Below are 22,203 nucleotides of genomic sequence, written 5' to 3' on the forward strand. Positions count from 1 at the left end.
CATGATAAACTCCTTTTACATATTCATTTAATGCGGATTGATGAGAATCCTTAATTAATAATGGCATCATTAGCTATTATACACATCAAATGTTAGTAAAAAGAGACAAAATTATAATATTTTCAAAAACAGAAGTGCTCAAGCTTTTCGCAGCAGCAAAAAATCGGCAGAGGACAAGTCCGGATATCGCTGTGGAATGATCTCTTCTACCTTGTATTCTGGGAATGCCGCCAAATAATCAAATATGTTCCGATCCTGAATCGTTTCTACCCCTGAGGCAGAATAGGCGTTCGTTATGCGAGTATAGATGATGACCCAATCAGCAGATACGCTGAGCAGATCTCGAAGGGTGCTGATGTAGTCCTCTTCGCTGGTAATGTGATACAGCACATCAAGACATACAGCAAGGTCGGCTTCTATAAACCCTTGATTGAGGAATAATCCTGGATTATATAACATGAAGCTCTTGGAAGGATCAGAAGCAAAGCGTTTCGCGCACATCTGAATGGAGGAAGCGGATACGTCCAGTCCGAGATATTTTTTATAGTCCATGTAGCTTAGCTGATTGCCATCTCCGCAGCCAAATTCGATGACGCGCTCCAGCTTATGCAATGCGATGAATCGATTAATGACTTCTGCCTTGAATTCAGCCAGCAGCCCATATGATCCAGCTCCAGAGGTGCCCCCGTTCCTATACGTGTTTTCCCAATATCCGATATAGTCAAATGACATATGTGTTCCCTCCTCTCCTGTAACGTATGCGATATCCTGCCCCGGGTATGCTTTGCAATCCGATGCCTCATCAGCATGAGCTTCACGCTACACAACTCTCACTTTATTTGGAAGAATGGAGGGGCTTCCATATATAAAAAGTAGGCTAATAGACTAATTAATTATTCTCCTCTGACCGAAATAAGAGAAGATAAAACTTTTATTCATAATATGGGGGGAAATCATGATAAAGCATAGCTATGCAAAAGTGTTTACGGTATTTATGGCACTGCTCCTGATTCTGACGACGACAGGGCTGACTTCCATGAAGAGCGTCTCTGCTGCAGATGCTGAATTAAGCAAACTTGTGCTATCGACGAATACAGTGAGTCTGGAAATGGAAGATTCCATTACGCTCACAGCGACAGCTGTATACAGCGACGGTAAATCGAGCAATGTGACTGTGAATACGGATTGGACGAGTGAGGACAGTACAGTAGCTTCGGTATATAACGGAACGATCACAGCTAAGGGAGAAGGAACGGCAACCATTGTTGCTGCCTATGAAGGAGAATCCCAGGCGGTTGAGGTCAAAGTAACGAAGAAAGTAAAGGCATTGACGAAGGATAAACAGAGCTTGGATCTTCGCATCGGAGACAATGAGAAGATTGAGCTTACGGCAATCTATAGCGATAATACTTCCGAAGCAGTATCGAGTAAGGCGGAGTGGACGTCCTCGGATGGCAAAGTAGCTACGGTTATTAACGGAACCATCAGAGGCTTGTCTGCAGGTACAGCCACGATTACAGCCAAGCTGGGCAAGCAAAGCGTGTCACTGGATGTAAATGTAGAAGTTGTAAGACGCATTGAAATTAAAGATTACGCCAAGCTATCCCTGCTTCTAACAGAGGAGCAGACCGTGGAGCTGATTGCTACCTATCCGGACGGATCAACTAAAGATGTGACCACAGAGGCCGTATGGTCCTCCAGCAACGAGAAGGTAGCGGATGCTTACCAGGGCAAAGTGGTTGCTTACAAGGCTGGAACGGCTACCATTACGGCCGAGTATGGAACCAAGACAACAACACTGGAAGTGGATGTCGACAAGACACGCAAGCTGACCGTGAACAAGCCTAGCCTGTTTATGAAGATTGGTGATACAGACAATCTGAGCTTGACGGCGGTATACCCGGATGAGAAGGAAACGGTCGTTACCAATAGTGCGACTTGGACATCCAGTAATGAAAAAGTAGCCGATGTCATTGGTGGCAAAGTGTATGCCAATGCTTCTGGCTCTGCAACGATTACAGCCAAGTATGGGGATCGCAGCATCGAAATCCCGGTTGACGTTGAAGTTGCGAGACATCTGGATCTGGAGGAAGAAGAGCTTGGGATGATGGTAGGAGGCACGCATGCGTTTAAGCTGAATGCGACTTACCTGGATGGTACGACAGAAGAGGTTACAGGCAAAGCAGACTGGACTTCCAGTGATGCGGATTTCGTATATGTGTCCAAAGGCAATGTACATGCTTATAAATCAGGAAAAGCAACCATCAAGGCATCTTATGGCGGCAAAACCGTTGAAGTTGCCATCAGTGTCGATATCCCGACCAAGGTAGAGCTGCAGAATAAGAAGGGTGTATTACCTGAAGCAGGTACACTGCAGGCGAACTTGATCGCTACTTATGCGCTCGATGGAGATAACCGCGAGGTTGTCATTAATGAGGAAGCAGAGTGGAGCTCGAGCAATGAGAAGGTAGCCGAGGTTTCGTCTGAGGGGATGATTACGGGTGTTTCAACAGGTAAGGCAAACATTACGGCAAAGTATGACGGCAAGTCGTACACGATGTCTGTAGAGGTGGGTCTTGCGAGTGGCTTGTCCGCCGATGTACCTGTTGTTGCTCTATTGTCCAAAGAGACTTATCAAATCAAGCTGACGGCATCCGATCAGTATGGGAACGAACAGGATGTAAGCAGCGATGCAACATGGAAATCAAGCAGCTCTCGTATTGCCGATGTGAAGCAAGGGCTCGTTACTGCGTATAGCAAAGGCAAGTCCACCATTACGGCTGAATACGGCGAGCAGAAGATCACGGTATCAGTAGAAGTGGATGATATTGATCGGATTGAAGCTTCGGTGGACTCCCTGTCAATGAAATCGGGAGACAAAGCGGAGATTACCCTCACGGTGTTCCTTAGCGATGGTTCCTCCCGTGATGTCACCGACATCGCTGAATGGAAGGCAAGCAGCTACAAAGTAGCTTCGGTCAGCAAGGGAGAAGTAACAGCCGTAGGATATGGCAAGACCAAAATTACAGGCAAATACGGAAGTAAACTCGTCAGTATTCCGCTTGATGTTGATACACTCAAGTATCTGCAGACCGATGAGGTTGTATTGGAGCTGAAAAAAGGCAAATCCGCCAGCGTGATCGCAACAGCTACTTACGCAGATGGTACGGAAGCCAATGTGTCCAAGCCTGCCCTCTGGAAATCCTCCCGCATCACCGTTGCTACGGTGAAGGATGGCGTGATTAAGGCAACGGGTAAAGGCAAGGCAACGATTACGGTGGATTTTGCAGGAGAGAAGACGAAGGTCAGCGTTATCGTTACAGAGTAATTCATAGAACCCTACCCTGCAATGAAATAAATTAATTGTAAAAAAAGAGGCGTCTGCCGGAGATCTGCCCCATAGGGAGCAGGAGACCGGAGCGCCTCTTTTTTTAATTGTAAGCTTCGTAGAGGAAGTGTATAGCGTCGGTTTATTTCTCTAATTTACATCGATTTTTATCCAGCTGAGGATCATTTTCTTGTCTGGTTTGGTCTAATTGTTCAAGCTGGTATCTCAAACACGAAAGGGAAGAACTCAATTGAACAAAATCTTGCTCAGTATAGCCGCCGTTATTTGTATAGCTGTGATTGTCTCGCCGTTGCATGCTGCAAACGATTCTGTAGGGATGAACGAGAATAAGCGCGAGGTGATTGATCTTGAAAATATCAAAGATGAAGCACTAGAAAGCACGCTTGAAGACTATCCGGGCTATCAAAGAGAGGGATTTGAGAGCAGATGGGTAGAAGTTCTGGACTTGAAATTAAGCAAGGAGGGGCGAATTACGGTTAAGGATATTGAAACCGAGGAAGTGTTGATCCTGAGAGAGGAGAGTGAAGATCTGAATGAACTGGGCAAAGGAGAGCGAATGATTATTGTGACTAGAGTAGTTTGGATGCAATCAGCACCCCCTCAAAACGATCTGCTGAACTATATTCGAATATAAATCGAAATAAGAAAACCGCGATTCCATTTTGTACTCTGTCAGAAGGAACATAGTTTAAGGGAATTCTCCATCTGAGCTCACAGAAACTTTAGGGTAACCGCGGTTTGTTAGTTGATTCAACAACCTAATTCGCTATGTTATATCGTATGCGATATTACGAGTGCGCCATATGCAAAGGACGCCAGAATGACAAGCGCCGGGTGAATCTTGGTCTTGGTCAGTACCCATAGCGCGATAGCAGCGATAGCGAGTGTCTGCCACAAGTTAATTACCTCGACAGAGACGACACCCATCTCCCAAGTCAGCAGGATCATCAGCACAGCGATGACGGGCTGCACGAGCAGTGTCATACCTTTTACGACATTAGAGGTGCGGTATTTATTCAGGAGACTGAGCAGAAGGATCAGGGCTGCAGCTGAAGGGACGATGGTTGCGAAAGTCGCAATAATGAATCCCGGCCAGCTGGCCACTTGGTAACCTACAAATGCCGCTATTTTCGTAGCGATTGGACCGGGAAGGGCATTTCCGATCGCAAGAACATCGCCGAATTGTTCATTCGTCATCCAGTTGTAGTGATTGACGATTTCCTCCTGCATGAGCGGAATGGAGGCAGGTCCTCCGCCGTAACCGAGCACATTCGCGACAAAGAAGCCCCAGAATAGTTCCCACCATGTTTGCAAACGTTCCATCGCTTAAGACACTCCTTTATCGTTCTGTTTATTCCGCTTGTATTTCTGCACAAGATTCAAATGGAACATGCCGTACCCGAGGAAGAGGATGACGACAATACCCGGGTGAACCTGAAGCAGCTGCAGCAGGACAAAAGCGAGCACGCCGAATAATATCGCAAACCCTTTTCCGAGCCCCTTCCAGGCCTTCATCGCAAATTCATAAGCCATAATTCCGAGCATCACGACGATAACAGGACGTACGGCGGCAATCATGCCAGCTATGTATTTAGAGTCTTTGAGAGTATACATGACACCGAGTAGAGCGACGATCGCGATGCTTGAAGGCAAAATATGAGCAAGTACAGAAATGATCGCACCAAGCACACCCTTCTTCTTGTATCCAAGATAGGCTGCCATCTTGGTGGCGATTGGCCCAGGAAGCGCATTGGCGAGCGCGAGTGTCTCACCAAACTCCTCATCTTCCATCCATTTGTACCTGGTCACTGCTTCATAGCGGATGAGCGGAATAACGGACGGGCCGCCTCCATAGCCAAGCACTCCTGTTCTGGCCATCCCAATTGCAAGTTCCTTATAAGGCTGTAAGTCCATCGTAGGTGTTCCCTCCTATAAACGCATGCCCATGCGGCTCTTGTAGCGTTTGAGCAGCAGCTGGGACTCGACTTTGACGATCCCGGGCATTTTGTATAATTTCTCAAGCAGAAATTGCTCCATCTCTTCCATATCCGCAAAAATACCATGCATATGCAGTGTGCTCGGACCCGTCATGTGGTACAAGCTCGTTACAGCGGGCTCCTGATCAAGCCGTTCAGCGACTTCATCCAGATACATTGGCTCAATGTCCACATTAAAGAAGGCAGACACGGACAACCCCACCTTGACCGGATTAATGACAACCGTAAAGCGTTCAATAATCTCCTTCTCGGCGAGTGCATTAATTCGAGCTTGGACCGCGACACGCGATAGTCCAATCTGCTGCCCCAGATCCGTGTAGGAAATCCGGCTGTTCTGATGCAATGCAAGTAATATTTTGCGATCTATCTCATCGAGACTGTGCATATGCGGAATCTCTGTTGAGTTCTTTTTCACGTAAAAATCTTCACTCATTAAAAAAACCACCTTTCTTACATGATGTAAGTTGAACCGTCATATTTCATTTCACAACGAACTTTATGTAACCCACATTGCTTATTTAAAAACTTTTCGAAAGATAAGTCAATTATTTTTATGCGAAACGTTAATTTAACATTCTTAATACTTTCAAAACGTTGTTGACTACAATGAAATGAGCATGCTATTCTTTCAACATGTTAGTTTAAATAACACAAAATACTCATTTTATCATTTTTATTTATACTATTTTAATGAATGGAGGTATTTTTACGTAAATAGCTTTAAATATCAAAATTTATGGCATGAAACCTCACATAAACTATAGGGAGTGATTGTGATGAAATCTTGGAAGACAAGCAATCCGGTGGTACTTATCATTTTGTTTGCATTAGGCTGGACTTTTATGTATGCAGATCGCAATATTTTATCTCCGGTTATGGGTGTCATTGGGGAGGATTGGGGACTAAACAACACGGAGCTTGGGCTAATGTCGACCGTGTTTTTTATTACCTATGCTGCAATGCAGATCCCATCGGGCTATTTAGCAGACCGCTTCGGAAGAGTGAAGGTGCTTGTTGCAGGCTACATCTTGTTTGGGATCGGCACCATTCTCAGCGGATTTGCTCCCGGCTTTATTGTATTCCTCGTTATACGGGCGATTACCGGACTTGGGGAAGGTACCTATTACGGCCCTCAGTACGGTATTTCAGCCAATGCCATTCCCCAAAAATATCGGGGGGTGTCCTCGGCGCTGATCAATAGCGGCATGGCGCTCGGGATCTCCCTTGGCTTTATCGCCTCCAGTTATTTTACCTTCGAGCTCGGCATGAGCTGGCAGTTCACTTTCTATCTATTCGGCGTGCTGACAATCTTTGTGGCTATCGCAATTGCTGTGTTCGTCAAAGATGACCGCAACAAGGAAGTGGCTCCATCAGAAGATTCCGCACCGGTAGAGAAGGGGAACATCCGCGATTTGTTCACCAGAAATCACATTTTAACGTATATCCTCATCTTCTGCTCGTTATACGGCTTCTTCGGAATGATGACCTGGCTGCCGTTCTACCTGCAGGAATCACGCGGTCTTGAAGGCTCGGAGACGGGCATTATTGCCTCCCTGGTTCCATGGGCCTCTATTCCGGGAGCGATCTTGTTCGGTTATTTGTCCGATCGGGCGAAGAACAAGAAGCCCCTTATCCTCATCCTCGTATTCTTCGGTGCAATATGCCAATTCGTCATTCCTTACGTTGAGAATTATTCACTTATGATTGTTGGACTGATCATTTATGGTTTCGTAGGCAAGCTGGCGTTGGACCCGATTCTGATCTCTTTTGTCGCAGATAATACGAAATCTCATATGTATTCCAAGGCGTACAGCTTTTTTAACTTTGCAGGAATGCTCTCCTCTATCTTTGCTCCGTATATCACGGGGTACTTGTCAGACGTCACGGGTAATATTGAGGTTGGATTTTATCTATCCGGCGTTCTGCTGCTCATCGGTGGGGTGCTCTTCTTGTTCGTCAAAGGCGATGCGGGTGTCAAGAGCAAGGTAACTGCTCCTCAAATAGCAGCAACCAAGTAGTGGGTGGTATATGGCTTCTTATCGGATAACTCAGGTAACAAGCTGACGGAGGAAGAAGACAGAATGATACAGAAGAAGGACATGCTGCAAGAAGCATGTCCTTCAATCGTTTTATTTATTTGGAAAAGACACCGTAATTCTCGTGCCCTCGCCTATACTCGTCTCAATAGATAAGGCTCCGCCCGCACTTCGGGCACCCAGCTCAAGCTTCGCGATTTGCTAATGAACGGCAAGGCAGGAGCACTGGCATCAATGCTGGTGAGAGCGGGCAATAGTTACGGTAAAGCGACTCCGGAAGGAATATTAATTATGAAAAAGCTGAACCATGCCGATCTGGCCGAAATGATTGGGGCAACACGTGAGAACGTGACAAAGACGCTCAGATGAACGAAGGAGTTCATGTCCTTCCATATTAAAAAGACACCCGCGGCTTTGGAACGGATGTCTTCGAATTGAATGAGAATCGTGGGCAAGCTCTCGATTCTATTATAAGTTAAGTATGTGTTACTTCATATGGGCAGCGGCTTTTGCAGGATAAGTATAAGACAATTTGCGAATAATTTCCTTCTGCCATTTCTCGTCGCCAATGGACACCGCCAGATTAAGCAGGTCCAGATAATCATCAAGCTGTAGTGAGGTTTTGGTTACCGATGCTTTCATTCTGTCTTAGAGTCCCCTTTATATAGAAATTTGAAGTTTGTCATGAAGACAACCTACAACAATGATAATCATTATCAATGAGTTTATTATGCATGTTTTTTAATCAAATTGCAATTGTTAATCTGTATTTTGTTGGATTATTTTTTTGTGAGCCGTTATATTCGTCATTTCTTTTTGGACAGGAGAAAGTACGTAATGATGAGGAATGGAATGTAGATTCCGAGATAGGCGGCAGGAATGACGAACAGTGGATCGAGCAAGATGTGATGAATCTGGGTCGTGAAGGTCATGCCGCTCATATTCGTGTGATATACAGAGATCAGCAGACAAATCCCTGCAGCATAGAAGCAGAACAAGGCAATGAAGTGCAGCGCCCTCTGTATCGGTTTGAAGAGCAGTGAGATGGCGCTCAGAATGAAGGGAAGAATAAGAAACAGAGCAATAAGCAAGGTGTTCATTTCAAGACAGCCTCCTTTTGATTCAAGTATCGACATCTTCAAGACGATGCATACAAATGAAGCTGGTAGTCCTTATGAATAGGGTATTCATGTTCTGCACGAAAATGAGAAAAAGAGGCCGGAGCTTATCCGGCCTCTTCCCATTCTTAAAATGATTAAGCGTCGACCCTTGTCTCCAGACGTCGGGCAAAGAGTGACAGTGAATAATTGACGATAAAGTAGAGCATTGCTGCGAAAACAATCATCGGAAGGTAGAAATCAGGATTTTGACCTCCGACAATGCGCACATGGTTCATCAGCTCCGGTAAGGAGATGGCGACAGCAAGTGAGGTATCCTTCAGCAAAGATATGGTTTGGCTGAGCAGGGGAGGCACCATTCGGCGCAGGGCCTGCGGGAGTGTAATTAGACGAAGTGTCTGAAAATAGCTGAGACCCGATGATCGCGCTGCTTCAATCTGTCCTTTATCAATGGAATTGAGCCCGCCGCGCAATATTTCGGCAATCATACAGCCTTCAAATACCGTCAGTCCAAATACGGCAGCCCAGAATACAGACATATTGATGCCGAACTGAGGAAGTATCAAATACGACACCAGAATGATGAGAAAGAGCGGGAGGTTGCGGATCGTATCCACGACCACGGCAACAATCTGCGAAATAACAGGGAACTTTGTATATCGAAGAGTGCCTAGGATGATGCCAACAATAAAGCTGAGCAGGATGGCAACACCAGCGACCTGCAATGTCAGCATGAAGCCTTCCAGAAGAAACCGTATATAGGGCCAGGTATAAGCACCTGCAAAATCCATTTCGTCCTCCTCCTTTCATGTCGGAAAAAAGCTAGTTAAGCGGCCTGTCCACTCCTCTTGACAGTTTTGGTGAACGTGATTTTTTAGTTGTATTCCGGATCTCGCGCTGGTTCAAGCGTTTCTCCAAGTAATGCACAAGGAAGTTTAATGGAAGTGTGATAACGAGATATAGAATAGCAACAACGGTATAGACGGAAAGCGTCTGGAAGGTAGCCGAATTGACGCTGTCTGCAAAATACATCAGATCTAGTCCGGCAACGACAGCTAGTATGGAAGAATTCTTCACCAGATTGATGGACTGGTTCCCCATGGCCGGAAGCACGATGCGAACAGCCTGGGGCATAACGACATGCACCATTGTCTGGATGTAGCTGAGTCCCGAAGAGCGGGCTGCCTCAAGTTGCCCCTTAGGTACGGATTGAATTCCTGCCCGGATGGATTCGGCCACAAAGGCAGAGGTATAGATGGTCAGACCGAGTGTCCCGGATACGAAGCCATCCAGGTTGAGTCCTACAGATGAGAGCCCGTAATAGAAAAAGAAGATCGTAACAAGCAGTGGAATATTCCGTATGAATTCCACATAGGCCGCACCAAACCAGTTCAGCGGTTTAATGGGTGCAATGCGAAAGACAGCGATAACGGCACCGATCAAAAAGCTGCCGATCAAAGCCATGAGACTGATCTTCAGCGTATTCAGAAAGCCTGCCGAGAAATCATCCCAGTATCGCCATAGCACACTAATGTCAATTTCTGGCATAGGATTCACTCCTTCTTAGATCCCTGCGAATACCATTGAGCATAATTAAAGTTAGGCTGACCGCAGAGAATGTAAAGGTTCATTGCAAATAAAGAAGGGCGGCCGAGCCGCCCTTACGAAAGTATGCTTATACTGGTTACTCCGCGCTTGGCGGACTTGTTCCCAGCCATTTTTCATAGAGCTCATCGTATTCTCCGCTGTCTTTCATCTCTTGAAGCATTTCGTTGACGGTATCGACCATTTGCTGATCGCCTTTGCGAATCGCCATGCCATAAGGCTCGTCAGTGAAGATGTCTCCAACCATCTCGTAATTAGGATCATCCTGCATCATACCGAGGAGGATGGAGTTGTCTGTTGTAAGCGCGTCTCCTTTGTTTGCTTTCAGCGCAGTGAAGGCTTCCTGGTAGTTCTCGAATTCGAGTACTTTGGCATCCGGTGCTTTTTCTTTGATGTTAGTAACGGAGGTTGAACCTTTAACAGCAAGCACAGTCGTATCTGCATTCAGGCTTTCGATACCCGTGATCGGACTGCCCTTGGCTACAAGCAGAGATTGACCTGCATTAAAATAAACATCACTGAAGTCCACTTCCTTCATACGATCCTCCGTAATCGTCATCGTCGCGATAATGATGTCGATCTCACCGTTCTGAAGAAGCGGTGTCCGGGTCTTGGAAGTGACCTCCTTCAGCTCCACCTTTGTTTCATCTCCGAGTATCTTTTTGGCGAGAGCCTTGGCCATATCAATATCAAAGCCTTCGACATTACCGGATATTGGATCCTTCAGTCCAAACAGCCGGGTGTCGTATTTAACACCTGCAATGACCTTGCCGCGTTCTTTGATCGCTGCGATGGTATCCATATTCTCCGATGCTTCCTGACCGCCTGAAGTTCCTGAAGAGCCTGTGGCTGGCGATGCTTCATCATTGCCGCAGCCGGCGAGAATGATGACAAACATAAGCATGAATAAGAGCGAGAGCTTTGGACCTTTAAATCTCTTTTTCGTTTTCATAAATAAGAACACCCCTTTTTTTTATCATATTTGAATTAATGATGGATTAAACGACTGAGAAATTGGCGTGCGCGCTCTTCTCCTGGGTTAGAGAAGAATTGTTCTGCGGATGCATCCTCCACGATTTGTCCCTCGTCCATAAAGATAACCCGATCCGCTACTTCGCGGGCGAAGCCCATCTCATGAGTGACAATCACCATCGTCATCCCCGACTTTGCCAATGTTCGCATGACATCGAGGACTTCGCCGATCATCTCGGGGTCTAGTGCCGAGGTGGGTTCGTCAAACAGCATGATCTTGGGATCCATGGCGAGTCCTCTCGCGATGGCTACACGCTGCTGCTGTCCTCCGGACAGCTGGCTCGGATAACTGTCCGCCTTCTCTGCAATGCCGACACGGGATAAATATTTCATCGCTGTCTCAGATGCCGCGGCCTTGGACTCCTTCTTTACTTTGATGGGAGCCAGTGTAATATTCTCAATAACCTTCTTGTGGGGGTATAGATTAAAATGCTGGAATACCATGCTGATGTCTTTGCGGAATTTGTTGATGTCGATCTTGCGCTGATGCAGAGGAACGCCGCTGACATGCAGCTCTCCGCCGGATATCGTCTCCAGACGATTGATGCAGCGCAGCAAGGTGCTCTTGCCTGAACCGGAAGGACCAATGATCACGACGACTTCGCCTTCCTTGATCTGAAGGTCGATATTTTTGAGTACATGAAAGCTGCCGTAATGTTTGTTAACATTTTTGAACTCGATCAATGAAAGATCACCGCCCTTTTCTATTTCTATACATCCATTTAAGGAATATCAAGGAAATATGATTATAATGATACTATAAGACCAAAGAGTAGAGCAATCTTTTTGTCACGAAACATTACATAAGTAGCAAATTATCTAGTTCTTTTGTTGTACAAATGTAAGTTTCTTGTTAGGATTAACGAAATTTAAGTTCTGGTTTTGTATATAAAATGGGACTTAAAACATAAATAGCAATATATTTCAAAAATATGATCTTTTTTGCAAGGAATATGATAGAGAAGCTGCGAATATATCACGGGAGGAAGATGGAATCTTGAACTTCACCATATAAGTACAAAGGAGTTTTGATGCCTGTGAAGGAACTGAATGTGCATGAGATCGATGGGACGGAAGCTTCTCTGTATAATGTCGAACCTCCAAATATCCCGCAGCGTGAATTTCGAATTGTTGATTTTGGTGCCCTTGGCAATGGGCTATATGATAATACAGATTGTATTAACTCAGCGCTGGAGGCCTGTGCTCAAGCGGGCGGGGGCAGAGTTGTAATCCCTGCCGGTGTATGGCTGACAGGGCCGATTCTGCTTCAGAGCAGAACGGAACTGCATTTAGAGCAGGGGGCGCTTGTTCGGTTTAGCCGGGAATATACGGATTATCCGCTCATCCTTTCAAGCTATGAAGGACGTGAGACGATTCGTTCAAGGTCTCCGCTCGACGGAGAGAATCTCACGGATGTTGCTATAACCGGTGAAGGTATATTTGATGGCAGCGGTGATGCATGGAGACCCGTCAAGCAGAACAAGCTTACTGCTTCAGCCTGGGAAGCGCTCGTAGCCTCCGGTGGAGTCGTTAACGAGCGTGAAGGCGGGGATTCTATATGGTGGCCGTCTGAACGAGCGATGACAGGAGCTTCTGTCTCGGAAGCCTTGCATATGTCAGGCGTTCGGGATAAGGCAGCCTATGAGCCTGCACATGAATTTCTGCGTCCTAATTTACTCAGTCTGCGCCGCTGTAAGCGTGTGCTCTTGGAAGGAGTCACATTTCAGAATTCTCCGGCATGGAACCTGCATCCATGGGCCTGTGAGCATGTCACGATTCGTAAGGTAAACGTAAGGAACCCGTGGTATGCGCAGAATGGGGACGGGCTGGACCTGGATTCAGTAAGGCATGCGCTCGTCGAGTATTGCTCCTTCGATGTCGGAGATGATGCCATCTGTCTTAAATCAGGCAAAGACGCAGAAGGTCGTGAGCTTGGGCTCCCTACGGAATATGTAACGATCCGCCATTCTACGGTGTATCATGGACACGGCGGCTTTGTCATCGGCAGTGAAATGTCCGGAGGCGTTCGGCATATCCGAGTCTCTGATTGCATGTTTATGGGAACCGATATCGGTCTGCGCTTTAAGAGTACGAGAGGCCGTGGCGGTATTGTTGAGGATATTGTCATTGAGCGAATCCAGATGCTCGATATAGCAAAGGAAGCGATTTTATTCTCGCTGTTCTATGAGGGGAAGGAAGGCTCGGGCCGCGGAGATGAGAAAATCTATGCCGTGGACGAGGGGACACCGGTTTTTCGTGATATATCCATTCGTGAGGTGGTATGCAGCGGAGCCCAAACTGCGTTGTACATGAGCGGCCTCGCTGAAATGCCTATGGAAGATATAAGTGTGGAGAATTACAGCGTACAAGCGGTTAATGGCTTTGTATGCGCTCAGGCCAAGCATCTGAAGCTGACGAATATTGCAGCAAAGGTCGATCAAGGCTCTCTTGTCAGCCTGCATCAATGCCGCGGTGTAGAGCTGTCTGAGATCGAAGGTCTCGGAGCCGATGGACGGCTGCTCGTCGTAACGGGATCAGAGAGCACCGGAATTGTATACGGGGTCTCCCATGAGCAGGAAGGATGCCAAATATCTGCTGGCCCAGGTGTACGAAGCGGCTCTCTGATACGCAGAAGATGATGTGGCGAAGATGATTCATTTCTATATTTCATGCCAGGTCCTGTGTTAAACTTCTGTTCATATTATGCTTAAGTGAAGAACAGGAGGGTTAATGATGAGTGATAAGGATGAGCTGACTCGTTTTGGCGTAGCATTTCCAACGCCGCTGATTGAGCAGTTTGATAAATATATACTGGATCAGGGCTATAAGAATCGTTCAGAAGCGATTCGTGATCTGGCCAGAAGAACGATGCTCGAACCTTCGAGACTGCATTCGGACGAGCAGGTAGCCGGTGTCATTGTCATGGTCTTTGACCATCATGCCAGTGAGCTGCCGAGTAAGCTTATGGAATTACAGCATCATTATCATCAAGACATTATTTCGAATATGCACGTTCATCTAAACCATCATCAGTGTCTTGAAGTCATTGCCGTCCGCGGATCCGTCAGCAGTCTTCGTTCATTGCATCAACAGATTCAGGTTCAGAAGGGCGTACACTATGCTGAACTGTCTGTAACGTTTAATGATGATGCTAAGACCCATTCGCATATTTAAGCTGTCATCCCTCTTTACAGACTATATATAGGGGTATACAATAGAGTTTACCACTATCTGTTGTATTATATTGGTATTTCTGTGCTGCGATATTGAAATGGAGGAATATAAGATGAACCGTTATCTATTCGAATATGAATTACAATCCACTGGCTTCCGCGGTGAATTCAGCTGGGTAGAAGAGACTGAGGAGAAGGCGAAAGAGGCTGTTCGTGAGCGGATCGCTGATCTTGAATTTACAGAGCTTGAGGATGTCATCGTTGGTAAATTGCTTAAGACGATGGACGCATCTAATCGTTATTTTGAATGTGAGAACTGTGCTTCTTAAGGTATAAGGTATAACTACAGTTTATATATCAACAGAGGATCTTCAATTTGCCTAGGGGTAAATGCAGATCCTCTTTTTTGTTTTTCAAGTTGACTGTTTCATTTGAAAGGTTCTTATGTCAACTTTCTTCACGTGAAACCACTGTTTAATCCAAAATATGGTTGATGCTTCATTAAATATCGTGCTACAATTAGTGAAATTTGTAGCACGATACCCTAAAAAGAGGGAAAAATGGGGGAGAACTGTCCAATGAAGCATCGGTTAATGCAATCCATGTTAATTATGGCAACATTTTTATCAATCATCATTCTTGCAGGCTGTACCAATGGGAAAGAGACAACAGTCACACAAGGCAAAGATACAGTTCCTGAAGTGAAGGACGAGCTGATTCTAGCTATAGGCACAGAGACTGAGGCCGGGTATGACCCAACAACAGGCTGGGGGCAATATGGTTCTCCTCTTTTTCAGAGCACGTTACTTAAACGGGATGCTGAGCTCAATGTGGTTAATGATCTGGCTACCGGCTATACAGTAAGCAAAGATGGCAAGACCTGGACGATTACTTTGAGAGAGGATGTCCGGTTCTCGGACGGTGAGGCACTGACTGCAGAAGATGTAACCTTTACCTTCGAGACTGCCGCAAGGAGCGCATCCATCATTGATCTAACCAACATGGAGAAAGTAGAGGCTGCTGATGATACCACGGTGGTATTCACATTAAAGGAAGCACAGTCGACATTTATATCTCTTCTGACTACACTCGGGATTGTTCCTGAGCATGCATATGATAAGAGCTACGCCGAGCATCCAATCGGTTCTGGTCCGTATAAGCTGGTGCAGTGGGACAAGGGCCAACAGGTCATCGTGGAGCGAAATCCTGAGTACTATGGTGAACAGCCGTATTTCAACCGCTTGACCTTCCTGTTCCTGGAGGAGGACGCAGCCTATGCTGCGGCACAAGCTGGCACGGTGGATGTAGCTGCGATTCCGGCAGCTTTTACCAGACAAGAGATTTCGGGCATGAAGATTGAAGCAGTGAAGACCGTAGACAATCGAGGAATCGTATTTCCTTACAATTCGGCAGGAGGGACAACCTCGGAAGGGGTTATGACCGGTAATGATGTAACCGCTGATGCTGCAATCCGGAAGGCTGTAAACGTGGCGATTGACCGAGACGCGCTGGTGGAAGGTGTGCTGGAGGGATATGGGCGTCCGGCATACTCTGTGGCTGATGATCTGCCATGGGGCAGTGAGGAAGCGCGGTTTGAGGATGGCGATCCGACAGAAGCAAAGCGGATCCTTGCAGACGCGGGATGGCTTGACACAGACAATGATGGAATTGTAGAGAAAGGTGGGCTTGAAGCCAGCTTCCACCTGTATTATTTTGCCGGAGATATGACCAGGCAGTCTATTGCTCTGACTGTAGCCGATATGGTGAAGGAGGCCGGTATTCATATTGAGGTCGAAGGTAAGAGCCGTGAAGAAGTACAGAAGCTGATGTATGCGAATCCGGTGCTATTCGGGTGGGGAAGTCATGATCCGCTTGAAACCTACAATTTATACTCCAGTACCAAAAATGGGGTGGGATATTACAACGCCGGACAATACAGCAACCTTGAGGTTGACGCATGGATGGACAAGGCGATGAGGGCAACCGATGAAGAGGAAGCGTGGGGGTTCTGGCAGAAGGCGTTATGGGATGGAACAACAGGCTTTGGCTTTCAAGGAGATGCCCCTTGGGCATGGCTAGTTAACGTCGATCATATCTATCTGGTGCGTGAGGGGCTTAATATCGGGGAGCAGCAAATTCACCCGCACGGTCACGGATGGCCGATTACCTCTAATATTGAAGAGTGGTCCTGGGAAGGATCTCAGTAATGCAGGGCAGAGGACAGCGAGTATCGTTTAACAGCTGGATGTTATATCTATTGAAAAAAGTGCTGCGGCTGGCTTCACTGCTGGCCGCAGTCAGTTTCATCGCCTTTATGCTGATTGAGTACTCACCGATAGATCCGGTGATGGCTTATGTAGGTGCTGATGCTATCAAGGTAAGCCATGAGCAGCTGGAGCAGATCAGAGAGCGCTGGGGATTAAACGATGAGCCGCTGGTCAGGTATGGCAAGTGGTTGTCATCCCTTTTGCAAGGGGATTTGGGAACTTCCATGATATATCGTGAGCCGGTTCTGGATTTGATCCAGGACCGGTTTATGGCTTCTCTTGCACTGATGGGAACAGCTTGGGCAATCTCGGGTGTGCTCGGATTTACTCTCGGCTCGCTCGCTGCAATGAACAAGGGAAGCTGGCTGGATCGTGTAGTGAAAGGATATTGTTACGTGCTGGCTTCCACGCCTGCATTCTGGATAGCCCTTCTTGCGCTGATGGTATTTGGTGTTTGGCTGGGCTGGTTTCCCATTGGGCTTGGTGTACCCGCAGGGGTGCTCAGCAGTGAGGTTACCGTCATAGAACGGCTGCGACATATGATTCTACCAGCACTAACACTGAGTGTAGCGGGAGTAGCGAATATCGCACTTCACACGCGTCAGAAGCTGATAGATGTGCTGGATTCAGATTACGTGCTCTATGCGCGTGCAAGAGGAGAACAGGGATTCACGCTGTTCCGGCGTCACGGCTTCCGCAATATTCTGCTGCCTGCAGTAACGCTTCAATTTGCTTCCTTTAGTGAACTGTTTGGCGGGGCCGTACTGGCGGAGCAGGTTTTCTCCTATCCAGGATTGGGACAAGCGACGGTTGAAGCAGGACTTCGCGGCGATGTGCCTCTGCTCCTGGGTCTCGTTCTGTGCAGCACGCTGTTTGTATTCACCGGCAATTTCATTGCCGATCTGCTATACCGATGGATTGATCCCCGGTTTGATCATAAGGAGGCGGCGTAATGCAGCAGCTAGAACGTTCTTCTTCAACTCCCGGAGTCAGACGCTCCTTGAATACCCGAGGCAAAAATCTGATTCGGATCTTAATAAGTGCCGGGTTCTTGGCTGCAATCCTGCTCTTGGGTTCGCTCCTGCCAGAGCAGGCGGCCCATACGTCGTTATCGGAACGGAATTTGGTGCCGGGTGCCGGACATTTCTTCGGTACGGACTGGCTTGGGCGCGACATGTTTAACCGCACTTTAAAAGGACTTGCTTACAGCATACAAGTTGGGCTTACAGCGGCAGTCTGCTCCAGTCTTATCGCATTGCTGGTTGGCCTGCTTGCAGCCGCGGGCAGAAGAATGGATCAGGCGTTGTCCTGGTTCATTGATTTGTTTATGAGTGTTCCGCATCTGGTATCGTTAATTCTGATCGCCTTTGCCTTTGGCGGCGGCGCCAAAGGGGTGATTGTTGCAATCGCATGCACACACTGGCCCCAGCTGGCACGAGTGATCCGTGCTGATATGCTTCAGCTAAAGTCGGCTGATTATATACAGGTATCTCGGAGACTGGGTAAGTCTCGAGGTTATATTGCTCTGCATCATATGCTTCCACATTTGGTTCCGCAGCTGCTAGTGGGTCTGCTGCTCGTGTTTCCCCATGCTATATTGCATGAGGCGGCCATTACGTTTCTTGGTCTTGGATTATCACCTCAGCAGCCTGCCATCGGCATTATCCTGTCAGAATCAATGAAATATTTATCTGCGGGCATGTGGTGGCTGGCCTTCTTCCCCGGACTGGCACTGATGCTTACGGTGCTTGCATTTGATACTCTGGGTCACGGAATCAGAAGCTATAGCGATCCGATTAGACTTGAACGATAAAGAGAGGGGGTAAAGGTTCATATGGCTTTGCTCGAAATAGATAACTTGTCGGTCTCATTTGCGCGCAGCAAGGGATTATTCAAGGTGGAGGAGACGGAGGTAATCCATGGACTCAGTATGACAGTTGAGGCAGGCAGAATTACGGCAGTGGTCGGTGCGAGCGGATCGGGCAAAAGTCTGCTGGCCCATGCGATTCTGGGCATACTTCCATCCAATGCGATCACTCGTGGTACGCTTCATTTTAACGGTACACTGATGAATAACGCGGCTAAAGAGGAGCTTCGAGGCAGCCGTCTTGCGCTTGTACCGCAATCCGTACAATATCTTGACCCTCTTATGAAGGTGGGCGCACAAGTAAGCTACAGCTTTGAACGAAGTAAAGATCGCTATGAATCCATGAAGATGACAGGGCCTAACATCGCTCGGAGACATGAACGAAAGAACCTTGAGCGCGAGAGGCTTGATGACATACTCAGCAAATACGGCTTGGCAATCGAGGTAACGGAGCGATATCCGTTTGAGCTGTCCGGTGGTATGGCCAGGCGAGTGCTGTTATCCATTGCAACTGCAGGAGAACCGGACCTGATCATTGCCGATGAGCCGACGCCAGGCATTCATGTCGAGGCACTGTCCGAGACGCTTAAACATTTTCGCTCCATTGCGAATCAAGGAGCAGGCATCCTATGGATAACCCATGACATTGAATCCGCGCTTCAAATTGCAGACGAACTCGTTGTTTTTTACGCAGGAACCAATGTGGAGAGCGCACGCCCGGGTGATTTTACAGGCAGAGGGGAGCAGCTGAGGCATCCTTATTCGAAGGCGCTCTGGAACGCGTTACCGCATAATGGCTTCAAGATGCCTCCAGGACCTCAGCTGACACTGGACAGCAACCATCGTTCAAGAGGGTGCATGTATGCCCACCGATGTCCGATGGCAACATGGGAATGTACAGAAGTGCTTCCGCTGCTCCGGGAGCTGCGAGGCGGAGAGGTGAGATGCATTCATGCAACTTGAAGCGGAGAACCTCGGTTACCGATACGATCGTCGTCAGGATTGGTGTATAAGAGACGTCCATATGTCCATTTCATCTGGAGAAATTGTCGGACTTCGCGGTCCGAGTGGTGCAGGCAAATCAACACTGGCCAGGCTGCTGGCAGGCTATGTGCAGCCTGTTGAAGGAGAGGTGCTTCTGGATGACTCGCCGCTGTTAATACATAACGGGTATGCTCCGGTTCAGCTGGTCTTCCAGCATCCAGAATCCGCGATTAATCCGAGATGGCGAATGCATAAAGTGCTGCAGGAAGCCGGTCAGCATGATGCGAAGCTGCTGCATTCGCTTGGAATTGATGAAGCATGGCTTGCACGAAGACCGGGCGAGCTGTCAGGAGGCGAGCTGCAGCGTTTTTGTGTGGCCCGTGCACTCGGAGCCGGCACGCGATTTCTCATCGCTGATGAGATGACCACGATGCTGGATGCCGTGACTCAGGCTCAGATCTGGAATGTCGTTAAGGCCATAGCTGTGGAGCGCGAAATGGGTATACTGGTCATTAGCCATGAGGAGAGCTTGTTGTCCCAGCTGAGCAGCCGAATCATTGAATGGAAATGAAGCGGATTGTGGATGCTGTTTGTTTGAGAGCACTTAGGTTTTCTAGTATGATACACTCTATAGGATTAAGAAAGCTGTAAGAAATTATTGTATAAAAGGCAGGGTTAACTTATATGACAGAACGTAATCTATCACCGCTTGTTGCTGCGCTCTCTATGGAGCCTCATCCGGAAGGTGGCTGGTACAAGGAGATCTGGAAGGCGACTTACCAAATTCCTCAATCCGTGCTGCCAGGCGTGTATTCCGGGGCCCGCCCAGCGGCCACCTCGATTTATTTCTTGCTGCACCCAGGTGAATTCTCAGATTGGCATGTCGTTCACTCAGATGAGCTGTGGATGTGGCACTCCGGCAGTCCGCTCGAGCTTATTATTGGCGGCAGCGGCGAAGGAGATCCGAGTCAGACGGAATCCTTCATTCTGGGCCCAGACGTTGTAGCGGGTCAGCATCCGCAGGCACTGGCGCCAGGCGGACAATGGCAGATGGCAAGGCCGCTCGGAGATGAGCCGGTGCTTGTATCCTGTGTAGTAGCCCCAGGGTTCCACTATGATGACTTCCGGCTGATCCAGCGTGGAGAGTAGTAAGATGGAGATTTAAGCTGAGCGGAGCCATGTGCAGCTGCATGCGGCGCAACAGGTTCATGTAAGGTTCAGCTCTTTATACGGGTCGACAATAGGTCGGCCCGTTTTTTTTGCTTATCCAGATCCAGAGTTTGGAATAATACAATTGTGGTGATAAGATGAATATTAAACATAGCCTATTCCGCATGAAATAAACATGTATTGTACATAGATTAAGCAATTGAAGGAGTCAACCCAAATGGTTAAACAGACGAAAAAAGCCGCAGCATGGTCGCTTGTTATTATGGGTGCGGGGTTCGCGGCGTCGCTGCCCTTTCAAGATAGTACGGTCGGTAAGATGCTTGTCGGTTCCTTCGAAGCCGGACTTGTTGGCGGACTTGCCGACTGGTTTGCGGTAACGGCACTCTTTCGCCATCCACTAGGACTCAAAATCCCGCATACAGCACTGCTCCCGAAGAACCGTAAGAAAATTACGGAGGCTCTCGTATCTGCAGTGGAGAATAACCTGCTGAACAAAGACAGTATTGCTGCCAAGATTGCCGAAATGCCAGTGTCACATATGATCCTGGAGATGGCTGAGAAGGAGCTTCACACAGCAACTACACATGAGGCGATTGATAAGCTTGCCAAACGCATCGTTTCGTCACTTCCCTTGGAGAAGATTGCACCGCTTGTTGCAGAAGAGATCAAGCGTCAGGCGGAACGTGTAGAGATTGAGCCGCTGCTGTCCAAGGCAGAGCAGTACATTACGAGTAAGGGATACGACCGAATGGCTCTGGATTATGGGCTTGATCAGGCAGAAGCGTGGCTCGTTAAACCGGATACCCAATATACACTCGGCGAGATTGGTATGAGAGCGATGAACTCCCTGCAGGTTAACGGTCTGATGCAGTTCGCCCTGAATGCACTCATGGGATATCTGAATGAGGAAAGGCTTGGAGGTATTCTTCAGCGTTTCCTGTATGATCAGGTACAGGACTTGAAATATGAGGGTCACCCTCGCAGACACAGTGCATTAAATGCCATTCGTGGGCAGGTCGAGCGTTTAGCGCACAGCAAGAAAGTAACAAGCGGTCTTGAAGAGTGGAAGGATTCAGTGCTTAAGAACTGGGATGCAGAATCAGCTGTGCTAAACAAGCTGGTGGAGTTCCGTGACAAGATGCTGAGTTATATGGAGGATGGAAGTTGCGTAGAGAAACAGCTCATTCCGATCATTTCATCTCTCGTTGCAGAGGTAAAAGAGGATGCTGAACTTCTGGAACGCATCAACCAGAAGATCGTGGACAGCGTAACGACCTTGCTAGAACGAAATCACTCCAAGATCGGCCAGTTAGTACGTGAAAATATCGAAAAAATGGATAACAAAACGCTCATTGCGATGATGGAGGATAAGCTGGGTGAGGATCTGCAGTGGATTCGGATTAACGGTGCAGTGACTGGTTTTATTATCGGGATTGCTCTGACCGCATTGCAGCTTGCACTGGCTTGATCGACTTCTCAGAATATAACGAAAGAGCTGATCCCTGTACTTTAGGAAGCAGCTCTTTTTAATGTTTATTTGTACTATGTTCGCGTTAAGAAGAATGGACCCCCTGTTTGGGGCTCTGATTCTAGCAGAGCGATGCA

The 22,203-nt window shown here is 47.6% G+C and carries 24 protein-coding genes; 14 read left to right on the top strand and 10 right to left on the bottom strand.

Annotated elements, in window-relative coordinates; translation table 11 throughout:
* Nucleotides 1-138: 138 nt before the first annotated feature.
* Nucleotides 139-732, bottom strand: a complete 594-nt coding sequence (locus ACFQ3J_RS18975; RefSeq protein WP_091159334.1) for a class I SAM-dependent methyltransferase — start codon at nt 730-732, stop codon at nt 139-141.
* A 223-nt stretch (nt 733-955) separates the two neighbouring features.
* Between ACFQ3J_RS18975 and ACFQ3J_RS18980 the strand changes: the two genes are divergently transcribed.
* Both ACFQ3J_RS18980 and ACFQ3J_RS18985 read left to right on the top strand, forming a co-directional pair.
* Nucleotides 956-3,328 carry an Ig-like domain-containing protein gene (locus ACFQ3J_RS18980; RefSeq protein ID WP_251583698.1) on the top strand — a complete coding sequence of 791 codons (2,373 nt, stop codon included), beginning with the start codon at nt 956-958 and terminating at the stop codon, nt 3,326-3,328.
* 250 nt (nt 3,329-3,578) lie between these two features.
* Nucleotides 3,579-3,983 (top strand): hypothetical protein, encoded by a 405-nt coding sequence (locus ACFQ3J_RS18985; protein WP_251583699.1) that lies wholly within the window; start codon nt 3,579-3,581, stop codon nt 3,981-3,983.
* Nucleotides 3,984-4,120: 137 nt separating this feature from the next.
* Here ACFQ3J_RS18985 and ACFQ3J_RS18990 read toward each other — a convergent pair whose 3' ends face one another.
* Genes ACFQ3J_RS18990 through ACFQ3J_RS19000 form a run of 3 tightly spaced genes read right to left on the bottom strand, consistent with a single transcriptional unit; the run spans nt 4,121 to nt 5,779 of the window.
* Nucleotides 4,121-4,672: a chromate transporter gene (locus ACFQ3J_RS18990; protein ID WP_091159337.1), complete on the bottom strand. Its 552-nt coding sequence runs from the start codon at nt 4,670-4,672 to the stop codon at nt 4,121-4,123.
* A 3-nt stretch (nt 4,673-4,675) separates the two neighbouring features.
* Entirely contained in the window at nt 4,676-5,263 is a 588-nt protein-coding gene (locus ACFQ3J_RS18995) for a chromate transporter (RefSeq protein ID WP_091159339.1), read from the bottom strand.
* A gap of 15 nt (nt 5,264-5,278) precedes the next feature.
* Entirely contained in the window at nt 5,279-5,779 is a 501-nt protein-coding gene (locus ACFQ3J_RS19000; protein WP_251583700.1) for an Lrp/AsnC family transcriptional regulator, read from the bottom strand.
* Nucleotides 5,780-6,122: 343 nt separating this feature from the next.
* Here ACFQ3J_RS19000 and ACFQ3J_RS19005 point away from each other — a divergent pair, with 343 nt between their 5' ends.
* A complete protein-coding gene (locus ACFQ3J_RS19005) occupies nt 6,123-7,364 on the top strand; it encodes an MFS transporter (RefSeq protein ID WP_251583701.1) in 1,242 nt (413 codons plus the stop codon).
* Nucleotides 7,365-7,616: 252 nt separating this feature from the next.
* On the top strand, nt 7,617-7,751 hold the full coding sequence (locus ACFQ3J_RS19010; RefSeq protein ID WP_251583702.1) for a helix-turn-helix domain-containing protein: 135 nt from the start codon (nt 7,617-7,619) through the stop codon (nt 7,749-7,751).
* A gap of 117 nt (nt 7,752-7,868) precedes the next feature.
* Here ACFQ3J_RS19010 and ACFQ3J_RS19015 read toward each other — a convergent pair whose 3' ends face one another.
* The 6 genes from ACFQ3J_RS19015 to ACFQ3J_RS19040 form a co-directional block, all read right to left on the bottom strand.
* Nucleotides 7,869-8,024, bottom strand: coding sequence for a hypothetical protein (locus tag ACFQ3J_RS19015; protein WP_170862497.1), 156 nt, complete (start codon nt 8,022-8,024; stop codon nt 7,869-7,871).
* A 164-nt stretch (nt 8,025-8,188) separates the two neighbouring features.
* The gene (locus tag ACFQ3J_RS19020; RefSeq protein ID WP_251583703.1) at nt 8,189-8,482 is read right to left on the bottom strand and encodes a hypothetical protein; all 294 of its coding nucleotides are present in this window, start codon (nt 8,480-8,482) and stop codon (nt 8,189-8,191) included.
* Nucleotides 8,483-8,637: 155 nt separating this feature from the next.
* Complete coding sequence (locus ACFQ3J_RS19025; RefSeq protein ID WP_091159346.1) at nt 8,638-9,291, bottom strand: amino acid ABC transporter permease; 654 nt, start codon at nt 9,289-9,291, stop codon at nt 8,638-8,640.
* Nucleotides 9,292-9,322: 31 nt separating this feature from the next.
* Nucleotides 9,323-10,048, bottom strand: a complete 726-nt coding sequence (locus tag ACFQ3J_RS19030) for an amino acid ABC transporter permease (protein WP_091159347.1) — start codon at nt 10,046-10,048, stop codon at nt 9,323-9,325.
* A gap of 136 nt (nt 10,049-10,184) precedes the next feature.
* Entirely contained in the window at nt 10,185-11,057 is an 873-nt protein-coding gene (locus ACFQ3J_RS19035; protein ID WP_251583704.1) for a glutamate ABC transporter substrate-binding protein, read from the bottom strand.
* Nucleotides 11,058-11,092: 35 nt separating this feature from the next.
* A complete protein-coding gene (locus tag ACFQ3J_RS19040; RefSeq protein ID WP_139236994.1) occupies nt 11,093-11,821 on the bottom strand; it encodes an amino acid ABC transporter ATP-binding protein in 729 nt (242 codons plus the stop codon).
* Nucleotides 11,822-12,174: 353 nt separating this feature from the next.
* Here ACFQ3J_RS19040 and ACFQ3J_RS19045 point away from each other — a divergent pair, with 353 nt between their 5' ends.
* The 10 genes from ACFQ3J_RS19045 to ACFQ3J_RS19090 all read left to right on the top strand — a co-directional run bounded on the left by ACFQ3J_RS19045 (nt 12,175) and on the right by ACFQ3J_RS19090 (nt 22,066).
* Complete coding sequence (locus ACFQ3J_RS19045) at nt 12,175-13,776, top strand: glycoside hydrolase family 28 protein (protein ID WP_251583705.1); 1,602 nt, start codon at nt 12,175-12,177, stop codon at nt 13,774-13,776.
* A 94-nt stretch (nt 13,777-13,870) separates the two neighbouring features.
* Nucleotides 13,871-14,311: a nickel-responsive transcriptional regulator NikR gene (gene nikR, locus ACFQ3J_RS19050; RefSeq protein WP_251583867.1), complete on the top strand. Its 441-nt coding sequence runs from the start codon at nt 13,871-13,873 to the stop codon at nt 14,309-14,311.
* 112 nt (nt 14,312-14,423) lie between these two features.
* Nucleotides 14,424-14,639: a hypothetical protein gene (locus ACFQ3J_RS19055; RefSeq protein ID WP_251583706.1), complete on the top strand. Its 216-nt coding sequence runs from the start codon at nt 14,424-14,426 to the stop codon at nt 14,637-14,639.
* A gap of 249 nt (nt 14,640-14,888) precedes the next feature.
* Nucleotides 14,889-16,517, top strand: coding sequence for an ABC transporter substrate-binding protein (locus tag ACFQ3J_RS19060; protein WP_251583707.1), 1,629 nt, complete (start codon nt 14,889-14,891; stop codon nt 16,515-16,517).
* Complete coding sequence (locus ACFQ3J_RS19065; protein WP_251583708.1) at nt 16,517-17,530, top strand: ABC transporter permease; 1,014 nt, start codon at nt 16,517-16,519, stop codon at nt 17,528-17,530. Before ACFQ3J_RS19060 ends, ACFQ3J_RS19065 begins: the two co-directional genes overlap by 1 nt.
* On the top strand, nt 17,530-18,390 hold the full coding sequence (locus tag ACFQ3J_RS19070; RefSeq protein ID WP_251583709.1) for an ABC transporter permease: 861 nt from the start codon (nt 17,530-17,532) through the stop codon (nt 18,388-18,390). The genes ACFQ3J_RS19065 and ACFQ3J_RS19070 overlap by 1 nt, the downstream gene beginning before the upstream one ends.
* A 21-nt stretch (nt 18,391-18,411) precedes the next feature.
* Complete coding sequence (locus ACFQ3J_RS19075) at nt 18,412-19,407, top strand: ATP-binding cassette domain-containing protein (protein ID WP_251583710.1); 996 nt, start codon at nt 18,412-18,414, stop codon at nt 19,405-19,407.
* Complete coding sequence (locus ACFQ3J_RS19080; protein ID WP_251583711.1) at nt 19,397-19,999, top strand: ABC transporter ATP-binding protein; 603 nt, start codon at nt 19,397-19,399, stop codon at nt 19,997-19,999. Before ACFQ3J_RS19075 ends, ACFQ3J_RS19080 begins: the two co-directional genes overlap by 11 nt.
* 113 nt (nt 20,000-20,112) lie before the next feature.
* Complete coding sequence (locus ACFQ3J_RS19085) at nt 20,113-20,577, top strand: cupin domain-containing protein (RefSeq protein ID WP_091159364.1); 465 nt, start codon at nt 20,113-20,115, stop codon at nt 20,575-20,577.
* A 238-nt stretch (nt 20,578-20,815) separates the two neighbouring features.
* Entirely contained in the window at nt 20,816-22,066 is a 1,251-nt protein-coding gene (locus ACFQ3J_RS19090; protein ID WP_251583712.1) for a DUF445 domain-containing protein, read from the top strand.
* Nucleotides 22,067-22,203: the final 137 nt, after the last annotated feature.

Origin of the sequence: Paenibacillus provencensis, assembly GCF_042678545.1 — a bacterium.
Taxonomy (GTDB): Bacteria; Bacillota; Bacilli; order Paenibacillales; family Paenibacillaceae; genus Paenibacillus; species Paenibacillus provencensis.